We start from the raw sequence: 19447 nt of genomic DNA, 5'->3' as shown, positions 1-19447 counted from the left end.
ACCACAGCAGACCTCAAATTCGTCCGCGAGGCAAAGTGGGATGCCCTCTGCCGCGTTCATGTCTGGCTGCCGTCCAAGAAATGGCGGCGAAGCAATTCCGTGAAGAATGACCTTGGAAGATCGCGGCCCGCTTTGGCTTCGATGAGAAAGCGTGCCGGCTATTCGCATGCCGGACAGGCCGATGCCGTCGCCAGAAATTATTTCATCTGGCCATAATTTCAAATGAACGGAGCGTCAGGAAGTCCCTTCTGAAGGGATATTCGTTGTTTATCAAGCGTATGCGATTTGCTTTCAAATGATATCATGTCAAATGTATTGATTAATGTTGCAATTTTGCAAGTAAACATTGATGCATCGTGATGCATTTCACACACGTATTTTTAAGTTGATTCCGAATATATGAAAAGATCGGCTCAGGAGTTACAAAAATCACTGTGGTTTAGATCACGCTATCGATGCACATACATACGAATAGGGGATTGCAGTGAACATCAAAACCTTCCTTCTCGGCTCTGCTGCGGCTTTGGTCGCAGTATCCGGTGCGCGCGCCGCCGACGCGGTGGTCGTTGCAGAACCGGAGCCGGCTGAATACGTCAGGATCTGCGACGTCTACGGCGCCGGCTACTTCTACATCCCGGGCACCGAGACCTGCCTGCGCATTGGCGGCTACGTCCGCTACGACGCCGGCTTTGGTGACCTCGGTTCCTATGATGGCGCTCGCGCCAGAGACCGTATGGACGGTGAGGAGCAGGGCACCTACTACAAGAACCTGCGTCTGGCGGTGAAGACCTGGACCGGTCAGGAAACCGAGCTCGGCACCTTGAAGACCTACACCGAGACACGGTTCCAGTTCGGCAACATCAACAGCGGCGACGATCTCACGGGACGAGACACGACGGCCGGCAACAAGAGTGTCAGCCTCATCCACGCATGGATCCAGCTGGGTGGCCTGCGCGTCGGCAAGGACGAGTCGGCCTATGACACCTTCACCGGTTATGCCGGCAACGTCATCCAGGATACCTTGATCCCTTATGGCGACTTCGACACCAACCTGATCAGCTACACCTTTGACGCCGGCAACGGTTTCTCGGCGCTCGTGTCTCTCGAACAGGCATCGGGCAGCTACAACACCTACATGAAGGACGGGGGCGGCAACTGGGTCTATGGCCAGGGTCTCGACCAGACCATCGACAGCTACGTTCCCAACGTCGTGATCGGCGCCAAGTACGCCCAGGGCTGGGGTGGCATTACCGGTGTCGTCGCCTACAACTCGTCCTGGGAAGAGTGGGCCGGTAAGGTTCGTCTCGACGTGAACGCCACCGACCAGCTGTCGCTGTGGGTCATGGGTGGCTACGGCACCGACGACAACATCTACCGCAGCTTCTACAAGCCATGGGGTGGCAACTGGGCCATCTTCGGTGGTGGCGCCTACAAGTTCAACGAGAAGACCACCTTCAACCTCCAGGCTTCGTATGATGACAGCGAGGCGTTCGGTGTCGCCGCCAACGTTGCCTATCAGCTGGTGCCCGGTTTCACGGTCACGGCCGAAGTGGACTACCTGCGCGAAGGCAAGTTCAACGATGCCGATTTCAAGGGCAGCTGGTCCGGTGCCAACAAGGAGAACAGCCTCGGCGGCATGTTGCGCTTCCAGCGCGACTTCTAGGTCGCACGCCTTTTCCGTTTAGCGGGTGCCGGTTTGACCTCCAGTCATTCGCTCTTTTTATTGAGGTGACGAAGATTGCGCTCGCCCGGTCTCTGGCCGGGCGAGCGGCATTTTGACTTGCTGATCGTGTAACCAAATTTCACATCGGGGAAATTTGCCTACACTTGCTTACAATTTAAGAGTTTCCCGGCAAACCTCTGCGACAAGCGCCATCTAGATTTTCAGTTGTCAGAACGAAATCTCGTCGAAGTGACGAGATCGTAGAGCGAAAGTATCTTCGTTATTTAGCATATGACGATAGATGGTTCGCCGCAACTCAGGAAAGTCAGATGAAAAAGATCATCTATGCTTCTATTGTTCTTGCTGCCACCTGCGGGGTTTCTTACGCAGCAAACCTGAACCCGGATCGCGATCCCACACGCGGATTTGCGCCTGAGAAGACCAGGTCGGTTTCCGCTGAACATACGGCGTCGGTCCCCTCAATCGAGACGCCGAAGACGATCAGGGGAAATCGGCCCTACGACACCGAAGACGGACGGGCTCCCTGGGCCGGTAGAAATTGAATGGCGGCAACTGTCGCCTGAGCCTTACGATCCTCCCCGGACAAAGCGGCGCCTTGTGAAGGCGCCGCCTGATCGCTGATATCTCCAGGGCGGGTCCGTTCGAGCGGCGCTCGGGTGGATAGGGTCCGGTCTTCCGATTCCCGGCACCGGAAAATCCGCGGCCCGCGAAATCATTCCATCAAAGGCTCGCCTTGAAGGTCCGGTGCAAAACCTCTCGCATAGGTTGGCAATGAAAGAGCATTTTAGCCAGGCGAACATTTTGGACGAAATGACCGAGATCGTTCTCAGGATGGAGGACGTTTTCGAAGCGGAATTCGGCGAGTTTGGGCTCTCCCTGGCGGAGGGCCAAACCTTGTATGGATTGGTTCGCACCGGCGCGGGCAGCCAAAAACAGCTGGCCGACCGACTTCGCATCGAACCCCCTACTTTTGCGCGCCTGATCAGACGATTGGAAAGCCGAGGCCTGGTCTGGCGTTTTGAGGCTGACGGTGATCGGCGCGCCAAGCAGCTTCTTCTGACGGCGGAAGGTCGGGACCTCGTCGCGACGATCAAGAGAAAGACCGCCGGCAATCTGGCCAAGCTGGTATCAGGCGTTATCGTTTCGGAACTGGAAACGGCACAAGCCGTCATCGGTTGCATTGCCACGAATGTCGGAAAGCTGTCGCGCAACCGAAGCAAAAAAACACTGCCGCGCACCGACGCTGCTCCGCGGCAAGACCGCTGGCAGTAGTTTCATTGTTCGGAATCCGTCGCCATTTCGGTCAATTGCAATGGCCAAGGGCTAGCCATGAACGACACTGATCGAAGGGCGTTCCTGTGGATTCTCGTGTTTGGTCTGGCCGTGAATCTGCTCGCGATTATCCTGTCTCTGATCTATCTCGTGACGGACGGCCCCTGAGGAAACGATGGTCCGATCCTTGCGGGTGGCTTTGCGGCCAATCGAGGAACTTAAGCCTTGTGCCGCCGGTTGATGCTCGACGGACGCCCGGCGATGTTGAGTGCCATGTCCCGCTTCGGCCGTTCGGCTACCACCTTACCCCTGGCGATCACGCACAGCCGTTCGGCGCGCAGCCGCAGCGCCTCGATCGGGTTGCCGGCATCCAGCATCACCATAGAGGCGGTCTTGCCGACTTCGATGCCGAGATGATCCAGCCCCATGATCGCGGCGTTGACGCTGGTGACCATGTCGAAGCAGCGTGCCATGTCGGCGGGGCTCGACATCTGCGCCACATGCAGGCCCATGAAGGCGACGTCCAGCATGTCGGCGGTGCCCAGCGAATACCACGGGTCGAGCACGCAGTCCTGGCCCCAGCCGACGCGGATGCCGGCCTTCAGCATCTCCGGCACGCGTGTCATGCCGCGGCGCTTCGGATAGCTGTCGTGGCGGCCCTGCAGCATGATGTTGATCAGCGGGTTGGGGATCGCCGAGACCTGCGCTTCCGCGATCAGCGGGATCAGCTTCGAGACGTAGTAGTTGTCCATCGAATGCATCGAGGTCAGATGCGAACCGGCGACGCGTCCCTGCAGGCCGAGCCGCTGCGTCTCGTAGGCAAGCTGTTCGATATGGCGCGACAGCGGATCGTCGGTTTCATCGCAATGGATGTCGACCATCAGCCCGCGCGTGGCGGCGATCTCGCACAGCTCCGTCAGCGAGCGGCGGCCGTCCGCCATGGTGCGTTCGAAATGCGGAATGCCGCCGACGATATCGGCGCCGAGGTCGAGCGCGCGGATGGTGTTTTCGCGCGCATTGGGCGAGCGGTAAAGGCCGTCCTGCGGGAAGGCGACGAGCTGCAGGTCGATATAGGGCGCGACCTCCTTCTTCACCTCGAGCAGCGCCTCGACTGCCAGCAGGCGGTCGTCGCAGGTGTCGACATGCGTGCGGATGGCGAGAAGCCCCATCGACACCGCCCAATCGCAATAGGCGAGCGCGCGTTGCTTGACCGCCTCATGCGTCAAAAGCGGCTTCAGTTCGCCCCACAGCGAGATGCCTTCGAGCAGCGTGCCCGAGGCATTGATGCGCGGAATGCCGTAGGACAGCGTCGCGTCCATGTGGAAATGCGGGTCGACGAACGGCGCCGACACCAGATTGCCTGTCGCGTCGATGACGCGGCCGGCATCGGCCTCGATCTTCGGTTCGATGGCCGCGATCCTGTCGCCCTTGATGGCGATGTCCGCGATGCGGCCGTCGGCCAGCGTTGCCGTCTTGACGATCAGGTCGAAAGTCATCGCTCGCCTTTCTGGTAGGGCACCATGAGGGCCTTTGGATAGGTCGCCCGCCTCGCAACCACAATGAGGGCAAGGATCGAAAGCGCATAGGGCAGCATCAGGAACACCTGGTAGGGCACTACGCCGCCGGAGAGCTGCTGCAGCCGGATCTGGTAGGCGTCGAAAGCGGCGAACAGGATCGCGCCGAGCAGCGCCTTGCCGGGTCGCCAGGAGCCGAACACCACCAGCGCGATGCAGACCCAGCCGCGCCCGTTGATCATGTTGAAGAAGAACGAGTTGAAGGCCGACATGGTCAGGAACGCGCCGCCGATCGCCATCAGCGCGCTGCCGGCCATCACCGCGCCCATGCGCACGGCGGTTACCGAGATACCCTGTGCCTCGACCGCGCCCGGATTCTCGCCGACCGCGCGCACGGCAAGGCCGAGCGGCGTGCGGTACAGCCCCCAGGCCACGACGATGACGAGGATGAAGGCGAGATAGGTCAACGACGTCTGCGTGAACAGCGCCTCGCCGATCACCGGCAGTTTCGACAGGCCGGGCACGGCCCAGGGCTGGAACGGCTCGATCTTCGGCGGCGAGGTCACCTCGGGCAGGGCAAGCCGGTAGACATAATAGGTCAGGCTGGTTGCCAGCAGCGTCACGCCGATGCCGACGACATGCTGCGACAGGCCGAGCGGCACGGTGAGCAGCGAGTGCAGCAGGCCCAAGGCCATGCCGACAAGTGCTGCCACCAGCACGCCGGTCCACAGGTCCCCGCCCATATAGACGGTGAACCAGCCGGCGAAGGCACCGGCGGTCATGATGCCCTCGATGCCGAGATTGAGCACGCCGGCGCGCTCGCAGATCAGCTCGCCCATGGTGGCGAAGATCAGCGGTGAGGCGATGCGGATCGCGGCGACCCAGAAGCTGGCGGTGAAGAGGATCTCGACTGCGTCCATCATTTCCACTTCACCCGGTATCGCGACAGCATGATCGCCGTCACCATGGTCAGCAGCGAGGTCGCCACCATCACGTCGGCAATGTAGCTCGGCACGCCGGCGCTGCGGCTCATGGCGGCCGCACCCACGAAGATGCCGGCAACGAAGATCGCGGAAAACACCACGCCGATCGGGTTCAGCATGGCAAGCATGGCAACGACGATGCCGGTGTAGCCGAAGCCCGGCGACAGATCGAGCGTCAGGCTGCCCTTGAGCCCGGCCACCTCGGAGAAGCCGCCAAGTGCGGCGATGCCGCCGGAAAGCAGCGCCGTCTTCATCAGCACGCCGTTGACCGGCATGCCGAGGAAGCGCGCCGCCTCGGCATTGTGGCCGACGGCGCGCATCTCGTAGCCGAGCACGGTCTTCTTCATCACGAACCACAGGCCGACGGCCAGCGCGACGGCGATGACGAAACCATAATGCAGGCGCTTGCCGGTGATGACGCGCGGCAGCTGCGCCTCGGCGATGATCTTCGGCGACTGCGGCCAGCCGAGCGCCATCGGGTCCTTCAGCACGCCTTCCAGCAGCATCGAGACGAACAAAAGCACGATGAAGTTGAGCAGCAGCGTCGTCACCACCTCGTCGACGCCGAAACGCAGCTTCAGCCAGGCCGGCCCGGCCAGAAGCAGCGCGCCGCCGATGAGGGATGCCAGCATCACCAGCGGCACCAGGATGATCGCCGGTAGTGGCAGCGCGCCGGTGCCCAGCACCACGGTGATGATGGCGCCCATGTAGAGCTGCGCTTCCGCGCCGATGTTCCACAGTTTGGCGCGGAAGGCGACGGCCACGGCCAGGCCGGTGAAGATCAGCGGCGTCGCGCGCGTCAACGTCTCGAGGATGGCGAATTGCGAACCGGCGGCGCCTTTCAGCACCAGCCGGAACACCGAGAACGGATTGGCGCCGGCAAGCATCACTAGCACGCCGGCGATGACGAATGTCACGACGATCGCCGCGGCCGGGTAGAGGATCGACATCGCCAGCGACGGCGCCGGTTTCGGTTCAAGCCGCATGGTGGGGTCCGTGACGGAGTGGGGGACGACCAGTCATGTGCATGGTCTTCGACGTTTCGGAATGGATCCCCGACACTCGCCGCTCCCTGCGGTCGCTTGCGAGGTCGAGGATGACGGGCTTCATTTTCTGCCGGCGCCAATTGTCGATGTCGGTGCCGCCTGCAATGCTTGAGCCGAACTCGACGCCGCCGCTAGCGCTTACGTTGGAGAATGGTGAAGCCGTCATATGCCATCTGCCGGCCTCGGCGTTGGCGATTGGCCGGAGCGCCCCATGCCGCCCGTCATCCTCGACCGCGTGAGGGAGCGAAGCGACCGGAGCGTGTCGGGGATCCATTCCGGAACGTAGGAGAATTTCCCCGGCCTCGACGAGAGGAACAGCACCGAACCAATGCCAGCCACCACCCATCACGCCGCCTCGTGCCCGGCCATCATGGCGCCGATCTGGCTGATGGTGAGTTCGCCGCGCGCCGAGGCTTTCGACAGCCGCCCTTCCGAGATCACCACGATGCGGTCGGACAACGCCAGCAGTTCTTCGAGGTCCTCCGAGATCAGCAGCACCGCGGCACCGCGTGCACGCGCTTCGAGCAGGCGGGAATGCACATAGGCGACGGCGCCGACATCGAGCCCGCGCGAGGGCTGGTTGGCCAGGATCACGGACGGGTTTGGGTCGAGTGCGCGGCCGAGGATCAGCTTCTGCATGTTGCCGCCGGACAGCAGCCGGATGCGTGCCTCGGGTGAAGGGCACTTCACCTCGTAATCGTCGATGATCGACTGCGCGAAGGCGCGCGCGGCCGCCCAGTCGACAAGTCCGCCACGGCTGAAGCGGCGGTCGCGATAGCGCTCGGCGATCACGTTTTCGCTGACGCTCATATCGGCGATGGCGCCCTGTCTGTGCCGATCCTCCGGCACGCGGGCGATGCCGGCGTTTAACGCTGCCAGCGGCGACCATGTCGTCACGGCGGCGCCATTGACACGCACCGTGCCGGACACCGGCGCTTCCATGCCGGCGAGCAGGCCGGCGAGCGCGGCCTGGCCGTTGCCCGAAACACCGGCGACACCGGTGATCTCGCCGCCATGCAGCGCGAGCGCGATCTCCTGCAGCGCCGTGCCATGCGCACGCCGTGCGGTCGAGACATTGTTCAGCTCATAAAGCAGCGCCCCGCGCTCGACCTTGGCCACGACAGGCGGCGCAACTTCGCGCCCGACCATCAGGGCGGCCAGTTCGTGGCGGTTGGTCTCAGCTGTTCGGCGCTCGCCCGACAGCTTGCCGGCGCGCAGCACCAGCACGCGATCGCTCGCCATCATCACCTCGTTGAGCTTGTGCGAGATGAAGATCACCGACAGGCCCTTGGCCACCAGCAGTTTCAGCGTCTTGAACAGCGCTTCGGTTTCGGTCGGCGTCAGCACCGCCGTTGGCTCGTCGAGGATCAGCACCTGCGCGTCGCGATAGAGCGCCTTGAGGATCTCGACGCGCTGGCGTTCGCCGACAGAAAGGTCGGCCACCAGCGCATCCGCCTTGACGGCCAGGCCGAAATCCCGGGCCAGCTGATCGATCTTGGTGCGCGCCGCCGAACGATCCAGTTTCAGTCGGAACAATGGCTGCGTGCCGAGCGCGATGTTGTCGATCACGCTCATATTGTCGGCCAGCGTGAAGTGCTGGTGCACCATGCCGACGCCGGCAGCCAGCGCCGCCTTCGGGTCTCCCGGCGGTAACGGCTTGCCGAACACCTCGACGCTGCCCTCGTCGGCGACATAGTGGCCGAACAGGATGTTCATCAGCGTCGTCTTGCCGGCGCCGTTCTCGCCGAGCAGGGCTATGACCTCGCCCTGCCGAAGCTCGAACGAAATGCCGTCGTTCGCGGTCAGCGCACCGAAACGCTTGGTGATGCCCGAGAGCCTGAGTGCCGGAGCATTTTGGATGAAGCTGGTCGAAGGTGATGTCATCCGGTGCGTCCTTCGAGGCTCGCCCGGCCAAGACAGGGCTTGCCTTGCACCGCCTGCGGGCTCGCACCTCAGGATGAGGACCGTTGTGGCAGGTCGAGAGGAAACTTCGAAACACGTTGGATTTTGGGCGCCGTTGCACGACAGCCCTCATCCTGAGGTGCGAGCCAGCACAGCTTTGAAAAAATTGCCAAGAACCATGCGGGCGAGCCTCGAAGGACGCACCAGATCGATGCTGCATGTCTTCGAAACTCCCTGATCGCGACCCCTATCAGCTCGACTTCGGCTCCTTGTCGTCGATCTCGATCGTCAGGCTGCCGTCCTTGATCGCCTTCTCCTTCTCGGCGACCTTGGCCATTACCTCGGTGGGCACCTTGCCGTCGAATGAGCCGAGCGGTGCCAGCGAGCAGCCGCCGTTCTTCATGAAGGAATAGACGCCGTAATCCTCGGCCTTGAACGCGCCGGCCTTCACCTGCGCGATCGCATGGTCGAGGGTCGGCTCGAAATGCCACAGCGCCGAAGCGACCACCGTGTCGGGATAGTCCTTCTGCGTGTCGATGACATTGCCGACCGCCAGCACCTTGCGCTCCTTGGCCGCGTCCGAAACGCCGAAACGTTCGGCGTAGAGCAGATCGGCACCGGCATCGATCTGCGCGAAGGCGGTTTCCTTGGCCTTGGGCGGGTCGAACCACGAGCCGATGAAGGCGATCTGGAACTTGGTGTCCGGCGCGCTTTCCTTGACGCCGGCGATGAAGGCATTCATCAGCCGGTTCACTTCCGGGATCGGATAGCCGCCGACCATGCCGATGTTCTTCGACTTGGTCATCGCACCGGCGATCAGCCCGGTCAGGTACGAGGCGTCCTGGATGTAGTTGTCGAAGGTCGCGAAATTCGGCGCCTTCGCTGCATCGGGCTTGAAGCTGGAGCCGGCGAGGAAGGCGACGTCCGGATAGTCGGCGGCGACCGCGCGCGCCGCGTCCTCGACGCCGAAGACCTCGCCCAGGATCAGCTTGTGGCCGGCCTCGCAATATTCGCGCAGCACGCGTTCATAGTCGGTGTTGGCGGTGTTCTCCGAGAAGACATAGTCGATGTCGCCGCGTTCCTTGGCGGCATTGGCCGCCTTGTGGATGCGGCTCACCCATTGCTGCTCGACCGGCACCGTATAGACGGCGGCGACCTTGATCGGATCGGCGGCGAAAGCGCGGCCGGCGAAGCCGCCGGTCATGGCAAGTGCGGCACCGGCACCGACGCCTTTGAGGACGGTGCGGCGGGATGGCGTGAAGGAGTTGGAAATCGACATGTTTCTTGGTTCCCCTGGCTGGCTTTTTTATCTTTTGGTCAAAACTACCAAGAGACTTGCATGAGCACAATGCGCGGTGGCGATAGAGATTTCATAGTTTGGAGGCGGATATTTCACAGGTCGCGATTCGATCCCAATCCTTTTATGCTGTTTGAAAACACTGGAGGGTTTGCATGGCTGAGGAAGGCGATTTGAACCGGAACAATCAGCGGCTCCTGCGCAAAACCAAGTTCAAGGGTACTGACCATCTACAATATGTGTGGGCACTGCAATGTGAGCGCGTCGAATGCGGTCACGTCTATGGCGCCAACGGTTCAGATTTCCACCTTCGCCGCTGCCCGAAATGCGATGGCGGAGCTAAGGGGATTTAGCCTTGCCAGATAAGCGAAAGATCCCGTTCGACGCTTCACCGCGACTTTTTGGATTTGTCGCCGGCTATTCCACAAAGGGTCGGCGCAGTTATCGGGCGTGTATCGTCCTGGCGACATCGATGAAGGCGCGCAGCTTCGGCTGGCTCTGCATTGCCGTCGGGAAATACAGGAAGATGCCGTCATCCTTGCCGATCTGGTCGGCGAACAGCAGTTGCAGTTCGCCGCGTTCGACCTCTTCCTGGACTTCCGGTTCCTGGACATAGCCAAGCCCGATCCCGGCTTTCACAAGACGGACGAGCGCCAGCCGGTCGTCCACGATCAGCTGCTGGGGCATCTTCACCCGGATCGCCCTTCCGCGGCGCTCGAATTCCCAGATGTGAAGCGTCCGCGAGGCCTGGAACCGGAACAGGATGGCCTTGTGTTGCGACAGGTCCTCGAGCCGCTTCGGGGTGCCCGAACGGGCGAGATAGTCGGGGCTCGCGGCGATGGCCCACCTGTTGCCCGGTGTCAACCGTACCGCGATCATGTCCTTGTCGATGGCCTCGCCCAGGCGGATGCCGGCGTCGTAGCCATCGGCGACAAGATCGACGAGCGCGTCGTTCAGCGAGATGTCGAGCACCACCCTCGGATACAGCGCCTGAAAACGCTCGATGATCGGCAGGACCGGATAGCGCATGGCGCTTCGCGGGATGGTCAGGCGCAGTGTGCCTGCCGGCACCGACTGGGCCGTGCTCAGTGTGGCCAGCGCATCGCTGATCTCGTTGGCCGCGCGGTCGAGGCGCTGGAACAGTTCGGCGCCGGCATCTGTCAGCCGCACATGCCGGGTCGTGCGCTGGAAAAGCTTGGCCTGGTAGCGCGTCTCGAGCGCCCGGATCGCCTTGCTCATCGCTGTCGGGCTGATGTCGAGCGCTTCCGCGGCGGCGGTGAAGCTGCCATGGCGGGCGACGGCCAGGAAATGCGGCAGTCCGTCAAACAGGTCGCGATTCATCGGGTCAGGATGGTCCGGAGCATCGTTGGCAGGTCTGTGCGGCATCTTACGACTATGAACTTCAAGTTCAAGACCCTTCCCGTTTTCGGCAGATTATCTCCATAATCGGAATTGCTACATGCCACGTCATCGCAGGCCCAAATCCCTGGGCTGCAATCCAGGAGAGCCAGCCGCATGGCGGTGGGCAAAGGAGTGAGCATGTCACAGACAGTTCTCATCACAGGTTCATCGACCGGCATCGGCCGGGAAACCGCCAGCCTGTTTCAGGCGCGTGGCTGGAACGTCATCGCCACGATGCGGACGCCGGAAAGCGAGAGCGAGCTCGACAAGCTCGACAACGTCCGTGTCCTGCGCCTCGACGTGACGGATGAGGCGAGCATTCGCGATGCCGTCGCCGAAGGCGTGCGGGCGTTCGGCGCGATCGATGTCCTGATCAACAATGCCGGTTTCGGTGCCTATGGCCCGCTTGAGGCGACGTCGCTCGAAACCATCCGCTGGCAGTTCGACACCAACGTCGTCGGCCTGCTCGCGGTCACACGGGCGGTGCTTCCGCATATGCGCGGCCGCGGCCGCGGCACCATCGTCAACATCAGCTCGATGGGCGGTCGCGTCGCGTTCCCGCTGGGCTCGCTCTATCACGGCAGCAAGTTCGCGGTGGAAGGCCTCACCGAGGCGCTCTCCTACGAGCTGGGCGCCATCGGTGTGCGGGTGAAGCTGGTCGAGCCGGGCATGACCAAGTCGGATTTCGGCAGCCGCTCGCTCGTCTTCAGTTCCGACGAATCCATGCCCGAATACGCCGCGCTGGTGAAGGGCACGGTGGAGGCCTTCGCCACCCTGCAGGCGGCAGAGACATCGGATGTCGCCGAGACGATCTTCACGGCCGCCACCGACGGGCAGGACCGCCTGCGTTATCCGAGCGGCCACGACGCAAGGATGTTCATCGACATGCGCCGCCAGCAGGACGACGAGACCTTCGCGCGGTCGCTGAAGCGCATGTTCAACATGTGATGCGCCCGTTCCTGCGCAGCCAGCACGACAGCCTTCGCGGGGTCAGGCGGTCGTGCCCGCGCGCCGGAAGCTGGATGGCGTCATGCCGGCCAGCCTGCGGAAGGATTTGTTGAAGGCGCTCAGCGATCCGAAACCGCTTTCCATGGCGATGTGCAGGACATTGGCGTCCTCACGCATCAGCATCGCCTGCGCATAGCTGAGGCGCAAAAGGTTCAGATATTCGTTGAGCGTCATGCCGGTGGAGCGCCGGAAGACGCTCATGGCGTATTTCGGATGGATGGCGAATTCGGCGGCGATGTCGGCAATGCTGATGTCGTCGCGGAAATTGTCGGCGATGTAGGAGCAGATGCGCAGCGCCAACGGCAGCGCGCGCTGGTCGAACTCATCGACCGTGATTGCGGCGGCCACGCCGGGCAACAGCTCATAGGGCTCGAAACGCATGCGCTCGATGCGCAGCAGCAGTTCGTTCACGGCATGCGCCGCCTTGGCGGGATCGCCGGATCGGGCATAGAGGTTCCAGCGCTCGAAATTGCAGCCGTCGGCCGGATCGGTCGCGCGCAGGATCAGCACGTGGCCGGCCATCAGGTGCTGCTGCACGCCGTTGGGCAGGTTCAGCCTGAAGAAATGCACCAGCGGCAGATGCGCGCCCGCATAGATCGTGTCGTCGCTGCGCCAGTCCATCTGATGCGGGATGCCGCCCCAGAACAGGCAGAGGTCGCCCTTCGTCAGCACCACTTCGCGATCGGCCATCCGGTAGTGGACCTTGCCTTCCACGATGAAGTTCACCTCGACCTGGGCGTGCCAGTGCGGCCCCTCCATCACCGCGGGGTGCGTGTGGAACATCTGCAATTGCGTGGGGAAGGCTTCAACCGTGCTTGCGCCGGTACGCCAGTAAGAACCGCCTGCACTCTTGCCGTCCACCAAGCCCGGAGCTCCTGTTTACGCAAGCGAAGAACCGCAGTCAGTGTAGCGTGGTCCTTTCCAAGAGCAAATGGAAGGGCAGTCGGTACAGGATGTCCACGATCTTACCATTCGGCAAATTCATGTTCCGTTTGCGGGAGACCGGCCTGTTCCATCGGCTAATCTTGGCCTGCTCCGGGAGAGAGCAATCGAAATGGGAGGAACAGGATGCGTAACACACTCGTGTGCGCGGCGGTGGCGCTCGCGCTCAGCCAGGGTTCGGCGCTCGCCCAGTCCGGCGAGATCACGATCTGGAGCTGGAACATCGCCGCCTCGTCGCTGAAGGAGACGATCGCCGGTTTCAACAAGAAGCACCCCGACATAAAGGTGAACGTCCAGGACCTCGGCAACCAGCAGGTCTTCGACAAGACCCTGGCCGGTTGCGCGGCGGGTGGAGCCGGACTGCCCGACATCATCACGGTCGAAAACCAGGAAGCCGAGATCTTCTGGAACCAGTTTCCCGACTGCTTCGCCGACCTGAAGACGCTCGGCTACAGCGATGCCACGGCCCAGCTGTTTCCCGAATTCAAGCGCGTCGAGCTGGAGGCCAACGGCAAAGTCTATGCCATGCCCTGGGATTCCGGTCCGGTTACCGTGTTCTACCGCCGCGACTTCTATGAGAAGGCGGGGGTCGATCCGGCGGCCATCAAGACCTGGGACGATTTCATCGCCGCCGGCAAGAAGATCATGCAGGCCAATCCCGGTGTCGTCATGACCGAGGCCGACCTCAATGGTGACGACGAATTCTTCCGCATGATTTCGAACGAGCAGGGCTGCGGTTACTTCTCGCCGGACGGCTCCGCCATCACCGTCAATCAGCCCGGCTGTGTCACCGCGCTGGAAACGGTGAAGAAGATGAAGGCCGACAATCTCGTCAGCGCCGCCAATTGGGACGAGAAGATCCAGGCCACCAAGGCCGGCAAGGTCGCCACGCATATCTTCGGCGGCTGGTACGAGGGCACGATCCGCTCCAATGCCAAGGAACTCGCCGGCAAATGGGGTGTCTATGCGTTGCCCAGCGCAACCGTGGATGGTTCGCATGCGGCCAATCTGGGCGGCTCGTCGCTGGCGATCACCGAGGCCTCGAAGAACAAGGAAGCCGCCTACGCCTTCACCAGCTACGCGCTGGGCACGGTCGAAGGCCAGGTCACCATGCTCAAGGCCTATGGGCTGGTGCCGTCGCTGCTGTCCGCGCTCGATGATCCGTTCGTGCAGTCGGGCCAGCCTTACTGGGGCGACCAGAAGATATGGGTCGACGTGCTGTCGACCCTGCCCAAGGTCAAGCCAAGCCGCGGCACCACCTATTTCACCGACGCCAACAAGATCCTCACCGCCACGCAGCTGAAATACATCGAAGGCGGCTATCCGGATGCCAAGGCAGCGCTCGACGATGCCGCCAGTCAGATCGAGCTGGCGACGGGTCTGCCCCTGTCCCAGTAACCTCCCCAGGGACGCCGGCAGCGGGGCTAGAGCGTCCATTCGGACGCGCAGAGGATGCTCTAGCCCCATGAACCTGCGTATCGGTCTGTCGCCGGCGTTTTATGTTTCGTGGAGTTGGAATGCGGCCCCGCACACTCACCGCCTATGGTTTCCTGACGCCCTATCTGCTGATCTTCCTCGCCTTCTGGGTGTGGCCGATCATCAGCTCGTTCTGGATGTCGTTCCTCAACACGCGCCGCCTGCCATGGACATTCGCGCCGCAGGCCAACTGGGGTCGCCTGCTGGTCGATCCGGCCTTCGCCAATGCGCTGAAGAACACGCTGATCATCCTCGTCGTGCAGGTGCCGGTCATGATCACGCTGGCGACGGTGCTGGCCGTGCTGCTGCACTCGCCTCTGCTCAGGGCACGCGGCCTGTTCCGTTTCGCCTTCTTCGCACCCGTCGTGGTCGGCGAGGTCGCCTATGCAGCCGTCTTCCGGCTGATGTTCAATTACGAGTTCGGCATCATCAACAAGCTGCTCGCGCTTATCGGCGTCGCGCCGATCTCCTGGACCTCGAACCCGACCGCGGCCATGGCGCTGATCATCATCGCCGTCACCTGGCGCTGGGCCGGTTACAACGCCATCCTGATCCTGGCCGGGCTGCAGTCCATCCCGCAGGACCTCTACGAGGCTGCCACCCTCGACAAGGTCTCGAAGACACGCCAGTTCCTGTTCATCACCGTGCCGCTGCTGCGGCCCATCATCCTGTTCTGCATCGTGCTGTCGATCATCGGCACCATGCAGCTGTTCACCGAACCGTTCCTCATCACCAACCGCGGCGGTCCCGGCGGTGCCACCGAAACGCTCGGCATGTTGCTCTACCGGCAGGGCTTCCTGTCGTTCAACTTCGGCTATGCGTCGAGCATCGCCTACACCATCGCGGCAATCGCTATGGCGCTTTCGCTGCTCAACATGTGGGCCGGAAAGGAGCGCCGCTGATGCCGTCTTTCACCGCCCGGATGGGGCGCGCCATCGCCCTCCACGCCGTGCTGCTGCCGCTGGCGCTGATCTGGCTGTTCCCGCTGTGGACCATGGTCGTCTTCGCCACGCTGCCCGACGACGGCATCTTCGGCTCGGCCATACAGCTGCTGCCGTCGACGGCCTTCGCCGACAACTTCGCCAACCTGCAGCACGACACGGATTTCATCCGCGCCATGATGATCTCGATCGTCGTGGCGTCGGTCTACACGCTGCTGTCGGTGGCGCTCACTGCGATGGCCGGCTGGGCGCTGGCCCGGTATCGCTTCGTCGGCCGCACGGCAGTGATCGGCATCATCTTCGGAACGATCACCTTGCCCTATTTCGTCGTCGTCATACCGCAGTTCATCATGGTGGCGCGCGACTTCAACATGGCCAACAGCTGGTTCGCGCTGATCGTGCCGCCGCTGTTCAATTCGCTCGGCGTGTTGTTCATGCGCCAGTCCTTCACCATGCTGCCGGAAGAGGTGTTCGACGCGGCGCGGGTCGAGGGCATCAGCGAATGGCGCACCTTCTTCCACATCGCATTGCCGATGACGCGGCCGACGCTCGCGGCGCTGTCGATCATCCTCTTCCTGCACAGCTGGAACAACTATCTGTGGCCGCTGCTCGTCAACAGCCGGCCGGAGATGATGACCGCGCCGGTGGCGCTGGGCAGCCTCATCGGCCTCACCAAAGTGTCCTGGGGCGGCATCATGGTCGGCGCGGTGGTGCTGACCGCACCGATGCTCGTCCTGTTTGTCGCCCTGCAACGCCATTTCATCGCCGGAATCTCGGCCGGTGCGGTCAAGTGACCGTTCCGGCCCGCTGCCAATCGAGGAGACCATCATGAACACGCCGAACAAGATCCGCTGGGGCATCATCGGCCCGGGCAACATCGCCAGGGCTTTTGCCGGAGGTGTTGCGCATTCGCGCAGCGGCGTGCTGGCGGCCATCGCGACGCGTGACCCCGGCAAGTCCGGCCTCGCCGAGGCGTTTCCCGGCGCCCGCATCCTTCAAGGCTACGATGCGCTGCTCGAGGATCCGGCCGTCGATGCCGTCTACATCGCCACGCCGCATCCCGGCCACGCCGAATGGGCGATCAGGGCGCTCGAAGCCGGCAAGCATGTGCTGGTCGAGAAGCCGATGGCGCTGACCGCCTTCGAGGCGGATGCGATCATGCATGCCGCCCGCAAGGCCGGCCGCTTCCTCGGCGAAGCCTATATGTACCGCCTGCATCCCCAGACCCTGAAGCTGGTCGAGTTGATCAAAGCTGACTCCATCGGCGAGGTGCGGCTGATCCGCTCCAGCTTCGGCTATGCGATGCCGTCCGTCATGCCCGAGCACCGCCTCTTCGCCAACGAACTTGCCGGCGGCGGCATTCTCGATGTCGGCGGCTATCCGGTTTCCATGGCCCGCCTGATCGCCGGTGCCTCCGCAGGCAAGCCATTCCTCGATCCCGAAAGCGTCACCGGTGCTGGTCATCTCGGCGTCACCGGTGTCGATGAATGGGCTTCGGCGCTGCTCAAATTCGGCAACGGCGTCGTCGCCGAGGTCTCCTGCTCCATCCTGCTCGCGCAGGACAATGTGCTGCGCATCTTCGGCACGAAAGGGCATGTCGAGGTCGCCGATTTCTGGTTCGCCTCCGGCAAGCAGGGCGGCACCGGCCGGATCGATGTGGTCACCGCCGAGGGACGGCAGACGGTCGAGGTCCGCGAGCAGGGCTGGCTCTATTCCTTCGAGGTCGATGCGGCCGGTGACGCTATCCTGGCCGGAAGGCAGGAATTCGCATGGCCGGGCATGGATTGGGCCGACAGCCTGGGCAATCTGCGCGTGATGGACAGATGGCGCGCCGCGATCGGCCTCGAATATGGCATCGAGAAAGCGGATGGGCGCCCGAACACGATTTCGGGACGCAGGCTCGCCGGCAACGGCACGCGCATCCCGAAGCGTCAGATCCCGGGTGTCGCCAAGCCGGCTTCGGTGCTGGCCTTGGGCTTCGAGGATTTCCGCACCTTCTCCTCCGGCGCGATCCTGCTCGATGCCTTCTTCGAAGCCGGCGGCAACCTCTTCGACACGGCCTTTGTCTATGGCAGCGGCTACACCGAAAAACTGTTCGGCGAATGGCAGCGCAGTCGCGGCACGCGTGCCGAATCCGTTGTCATCGGCAAGGGCGCCCACACGCCGTTCTGCACGCCCGACGCGATCGGCAGGCAGCTGACGCTATCGCTCGACCGGCTGCAGACCGATCATGTCGACGTCTATTTCATGCACCGCGACAACCCGGACGTGCCGGTCGGCGAATTCGTCGACGCGATGGATGCCGAGGTGCGGGCCGGCCGCATCCGTGGTCCGTTCGGCGGTTCAAACTGGACGCGCGAGCGCATGGCAGCGGCAATCGACTATGCCGAAAGGAACGGCAGGCAGGCACCGGGCGCACTATCCAACAATTTCTCGCTGGCCGAGATGCTGGTGCCGATCTGGGACGGCTGTATCGCTTCCTCCGACGCCGGCTGGAGGCGCTGGCTGACCGAGCGGCAGATGCCGAATTTCGCCTGGTCGAGCCAGGGGCGGGGCTTCTTCACCGAGCGTGCCGGTCGTGACAGGCGTGACAGCGAGGAACTGGTGCGGGTCTGGTATTCCGAGGACAATTTCGCCCGCCGCGACAGGGCGATCGAACTGGCCGGCCGCCTCGGCAAGAGCCCGATCCACGTTGCGCTGGCCTATGTGCTCGCGCAGCCTTTCCCTTCGGTTCCGCTGATCGGACCGAGGACGCTGGGCGAGCTGGATGACAGCCTGCAGGCGCTCGACATCACGCTGTCGGCGGCGGATCTCGACTGGCTGGTCAACGGGCCGGCACCGCAGCGCAAGGCCGGATGAATGAAGCGGTCCTGCGTCCGGAATTGCATCGAAACAGGGAGAGCCATGATTTGAGCGCGATCGAGCTGAAAGCGGTCAGGAAGTCCTTCGGCGTGGTCGACGTCATCAACGGTGTCGACCTCACCATCACGGCGGGGGAGTTCTGTGTCTTTGTCGGTCCGTCCGGCTGCGGCAAGTCGACCTTGCTGCGCATGATCGCTGGGCTGGAGGACGTCACCTCCGGTGATGTGCTGATCGACGGCAGGCTGGTCAATGCGATCGAACCCGGTGACCGCGAGCTCGCCATGGTCTTCCAGTCCTATGCACTCTACCCGCACATGACCGTCGAACGGAATATGGGCTTCGGCCTCAGCATGAACGGCATGGCCAAGGCGGAAGTCGACAAGCGCGTCGCCGAGGCCGCGGCCGCGCTACAACTGCAGTCTTTGCTGAAGCGCAAGCCTGCACAGCTTTCAGGCGGACAGCGCCAGCGCGTCGCGATCGGGCGCGCCATCGTGCGGCAGCCCAAGGCCTTTCTGTTCGACGAGCCGCTGTCCAATCTCGACGCCGAGCTCAGGGTGCAGATGCGCGTCGAGATCACCAAGCTGCACCGGCAGCTCGGCGCCACCATGATCTATGTCACGCATGACCAGGTCGAAGCGATGACCATGGCCGACCGGATCGTCGTGCTGCGCCGTGGCGTCATCGAACAGCAGGGTCGCCCGATCGATCTCTACCGCGATCCCGACAATGCGTTCGTCGCCGGCTTCATCGGCTCGCCGAAGATGAATTTCTTCAAGGGCGTCATGCGCCCCGACGGCACGATCGGCCTGGCGGAAACTGCGTTCGCGCCGGCCCTGTCGTCGAGGCCCGGGGCCGGCCAGGAGGTTACGATCGGCCTGCGGCCCGAGCATTTCGAGATCGGCAGCGAGGGCGCTGTTTCGCTTGCGATGGAGATCGACCTCATCGAGAACCTGGGCGGCAATTCGATCTGGCACGGCCGGCTGTCCAGTGGGGAAAAACTGCTGGTCGAACGCCGTGGCTATCACGACCAGGGCCTCGGGTCTTCCGTGCAGATTTCGTTCCGGCCTGAAAACGCGCTGATCTTCGACCAGGACGGCAAGCGGCTGCGCTGACGCGGCC

Annotated in this window: 17 protein-coding genes; 10 read left to right on the top strand and 7 right to left on the bottom strand. The window is 62.9% G+C overall.

The annotated features are described in order from the left end of the window. The first annotated feature begins 484 nt into the window (after positions 1–484). The 3 genes from C1M53_RS07925 (at position 485) to C1M53_RS07915 (ending at position 2956) form a co-directional block, all read left to right on the top strand. Positions 485–1663, top strand: a complete 1179-nt coding sequence (locus C1M53_RS07925) for a porin (protein WP_129411746.1) — start codon at positions 485–487, stop codon at positions 1661–1663. Positions 1664–1992: 329 nt separating this feature from the next. Continuing rightward, positions 1993–2226: a hypothetical protein gene (locus tag C1M53_RS07920; RefSeq protein ID WP_129411745.1), complete on the top strand. Its 234-nt coding sequence runs from the start codon at positions 1993–1995 to the stop codon at positions 2224–2226. A gap of 229 nt (positions 2227–2455) precedes the next feature. Further along, entirely contained in the window at positions 2456–2956 is a 501-nt protein-coding gene (locus tag C1M53_RS07915; RefSeq protein ID WP_129411744.1) for a MarR family transcriptional regulator, read from the top strand. A gap of 218 nt (positions 2957–3174) precedes the next feature. Here the strand turns inward: C1M53_RS07915 and C1M53_RS07910 are convergent, their stop codons facing one another. From C1M53_RS07910 to C1M53_RS07890, 5 genes are all read right to left on the bottom strand, one after another. Beyond that, positions 3175–4452, bottom strand: a complete 1278-nt coding sequence (locus C1M53_RS07910; protein WP_129411743.1) for an amidohydrolase family protein — start codon at positions 4450–4452, stop codon at positions 3175–3177. Further along, positions 4449–5390, bottom strand: coding sequence for an ABC transporter permease (locus C1M53_RS07905; RefSeq protein ID WP_129416071.1), 942 nt, complete (start codon positions 5388–5390; stop codon positions 4449–4451). The genes C1M53_RS07910 and C1M53_RS07905 overlap by 4 nt, the downstream gene beginning before the upstream one ends. Next, positions 5390–6439: an ABC transporter permease gene (locus tag C1M53_RS07900; RefSeq protein ID WP_129411742.1), complete on the bottom strand. Its 1050-nt coding sequence runs from the start codon at positions 6437–6439 to the stop codon at positions 5390–5392. The genes C1M53_RS07905 and C1M53_RS07900 overlap by 1 nt, the downstream gene beginning before the upstream one ends. A gap of 405 nt (positions 6440–6844) precedes the next feature. Beyond that, positions 6845–8383, bottom strand: coding sequence for an ABC transporter ATP-binding protein (locus C1M53_RS07895; RefSeq protein ID WP_129411741.1), 1539 nt, complete (start codon positions 8381–8383; stop codon positions 6845–6847). Positions 8384–8651: 268 nt separating this feature from the next. Continuing rightward, positions 8652–9680: a BMP family protein gene (locus C1M53_RS07890; RefSeq protein ID WP_129411740.1), complete on the bottom strand. Its 1029-nt coding sequence runs from the start codon at positions 9678–9680 to the stop codon at positions 8652–8654. Between the two features lie 173 nt (positions 9681–9853). Here C1M53_RS07890 and C1M53_RS07885 point away from each other — a divergent pair, with 173 nt between their 5' ends. Next, entirely contained in the window at positions 9854–10051 is a 198-nt protein-coding gene (locus tag C1M53_RS07885) for a hypothetical protein (protein WP_129411739.1), read from the top strand. An 88-nt stretch (positions 10052–10139) separates the two neighbouring features. Here C1M53_RS07885 and C1M53_RS07880 read toward each other — a convergent pair whose 3' ends face one another. Continuing rightward, positions 10140–11039, bottom strand: coding sequence for a LysR substrate-binding domain-containing protein (locus C1M53_RS07880; RefSeq protein ID WP_129416070.1), 900 nt, complete (start codon positions 11037–11039; stop codon positions 10140–10142). 198 nt (positions 11040–11237) lie between these two features. On the opposite strand from C1M53_RS07880, the gene C1M53_RS07875 reads away from it, so the two are divergent. Next, positions 11238–12047, top strand: a complete 810-nt coding sequence (locus tag C1M53_RS07875) for an SDR family oxidoreductase (protein ID WP_129411738.1) — start codon at positions 11238–11240, stop codon at positions 12045–12047. 42 nt (positions 12048–12089) lie between these two features. On the opposite strand, the gene C1M53_RS07870 is transcribed toward C1M53_RS07875, so the two are convergent. After that, positions 12090–12971, bottom strand: a complete 882-nt coding sequence (locus C1M53_RS07870) for a helix-turn-helix domain-containing protein (RefSeq protein ID WP_245488479.1) — start codon at positions 12969–12971, stop codon at positions 12090–12092. Between the two features lie 204 nt (positions 12972–13175). Here C1M53_RS07870 and C1M53_RS07865 point away from each other — a divergent pair, with 204 nt between their 5' ends. The 5 genes from C1M53_RS07865 (at position 13176) to ugpC (ending at position 19440) form a co-directional block, all read left to right on the top strand. Beyond that, the gene (locus tag C1M53_RS07865) at positions 13176–14447 is read left to right on the top strand and encodes an ABC transporter substrate-binding protein (protein ID WP_129411737.1); all 1272 of its coding nucleotides are present in this window, start codon (positions 13176–13178) and stop codon (positions 14445–14447) included. Between the two features lie 119 nt (positions 14448–14566). Further along, positions 14567–15427 carry a sugar ABC transporter permease gene (locus C1M53_RS07860; RefSeq protein WP_129411736.1) on the top strand — a complete coding sequence of 287 codons (861 nt, stop codon included), beginning with the start codon at positions 14567–14569 and terminating at the stop codon, positions 15425–15427. Further along, positions 15427–16260, top strand: coding sequence for a carbohydrate ABC transporter permease (locus C1M53_RS07855; RefSeq protein WP_129411735.1), 834 nt, complete (start codon positions 15427–15429; stop codon positions 16258–16260). Before C1M53_RS07860 ends, C1M53_RS07855 begins: the two co-directional genes overlap by 1 nt. 34 nt (positions 16261–16294) lie before the next feature. Further along, complete coding sequence (locus C1M53_RS07850) at positions 16295–18325, top strand: aldo/keto reductase (protein ID WP_129411734.1); 2031 nt, start codon at positions 16295–16297, stop codon at positions 18323–18325. Positions 18326–18375: 50 nt separating this feature from the next. Continuing rightward, positions 18376–19440 (top strand): sn-glycerol-3-phosphate ABC transporter ATP-binding protein UgpC, encoded by a 1065-nt coding sequence (gene ugpC, locus C1M53_RS07845; protein ID WP_129411733.1) that lies wholly within the window; start codon positions 18376–18378, stop codon positions 19438–19440. Positions 19441–19447: the final 7 nt, after the last annotated feature.

The sequence above is a fragment of the Mesorhizobium sp. Pch-S genome (genome assembly GCF_004136315.1).
Taxonomy (GTDB): Bacteria; Pseudomonadota; Alphaproteobacteria; order Rhizobiales; family Rhizobiaceae; genus Mesorhizobium.
The sequence above is the reverse complement of the archived record's forward strand: the minus strand, read 5'-3'. Positions and strand labels throughout refer to the sequence as shown.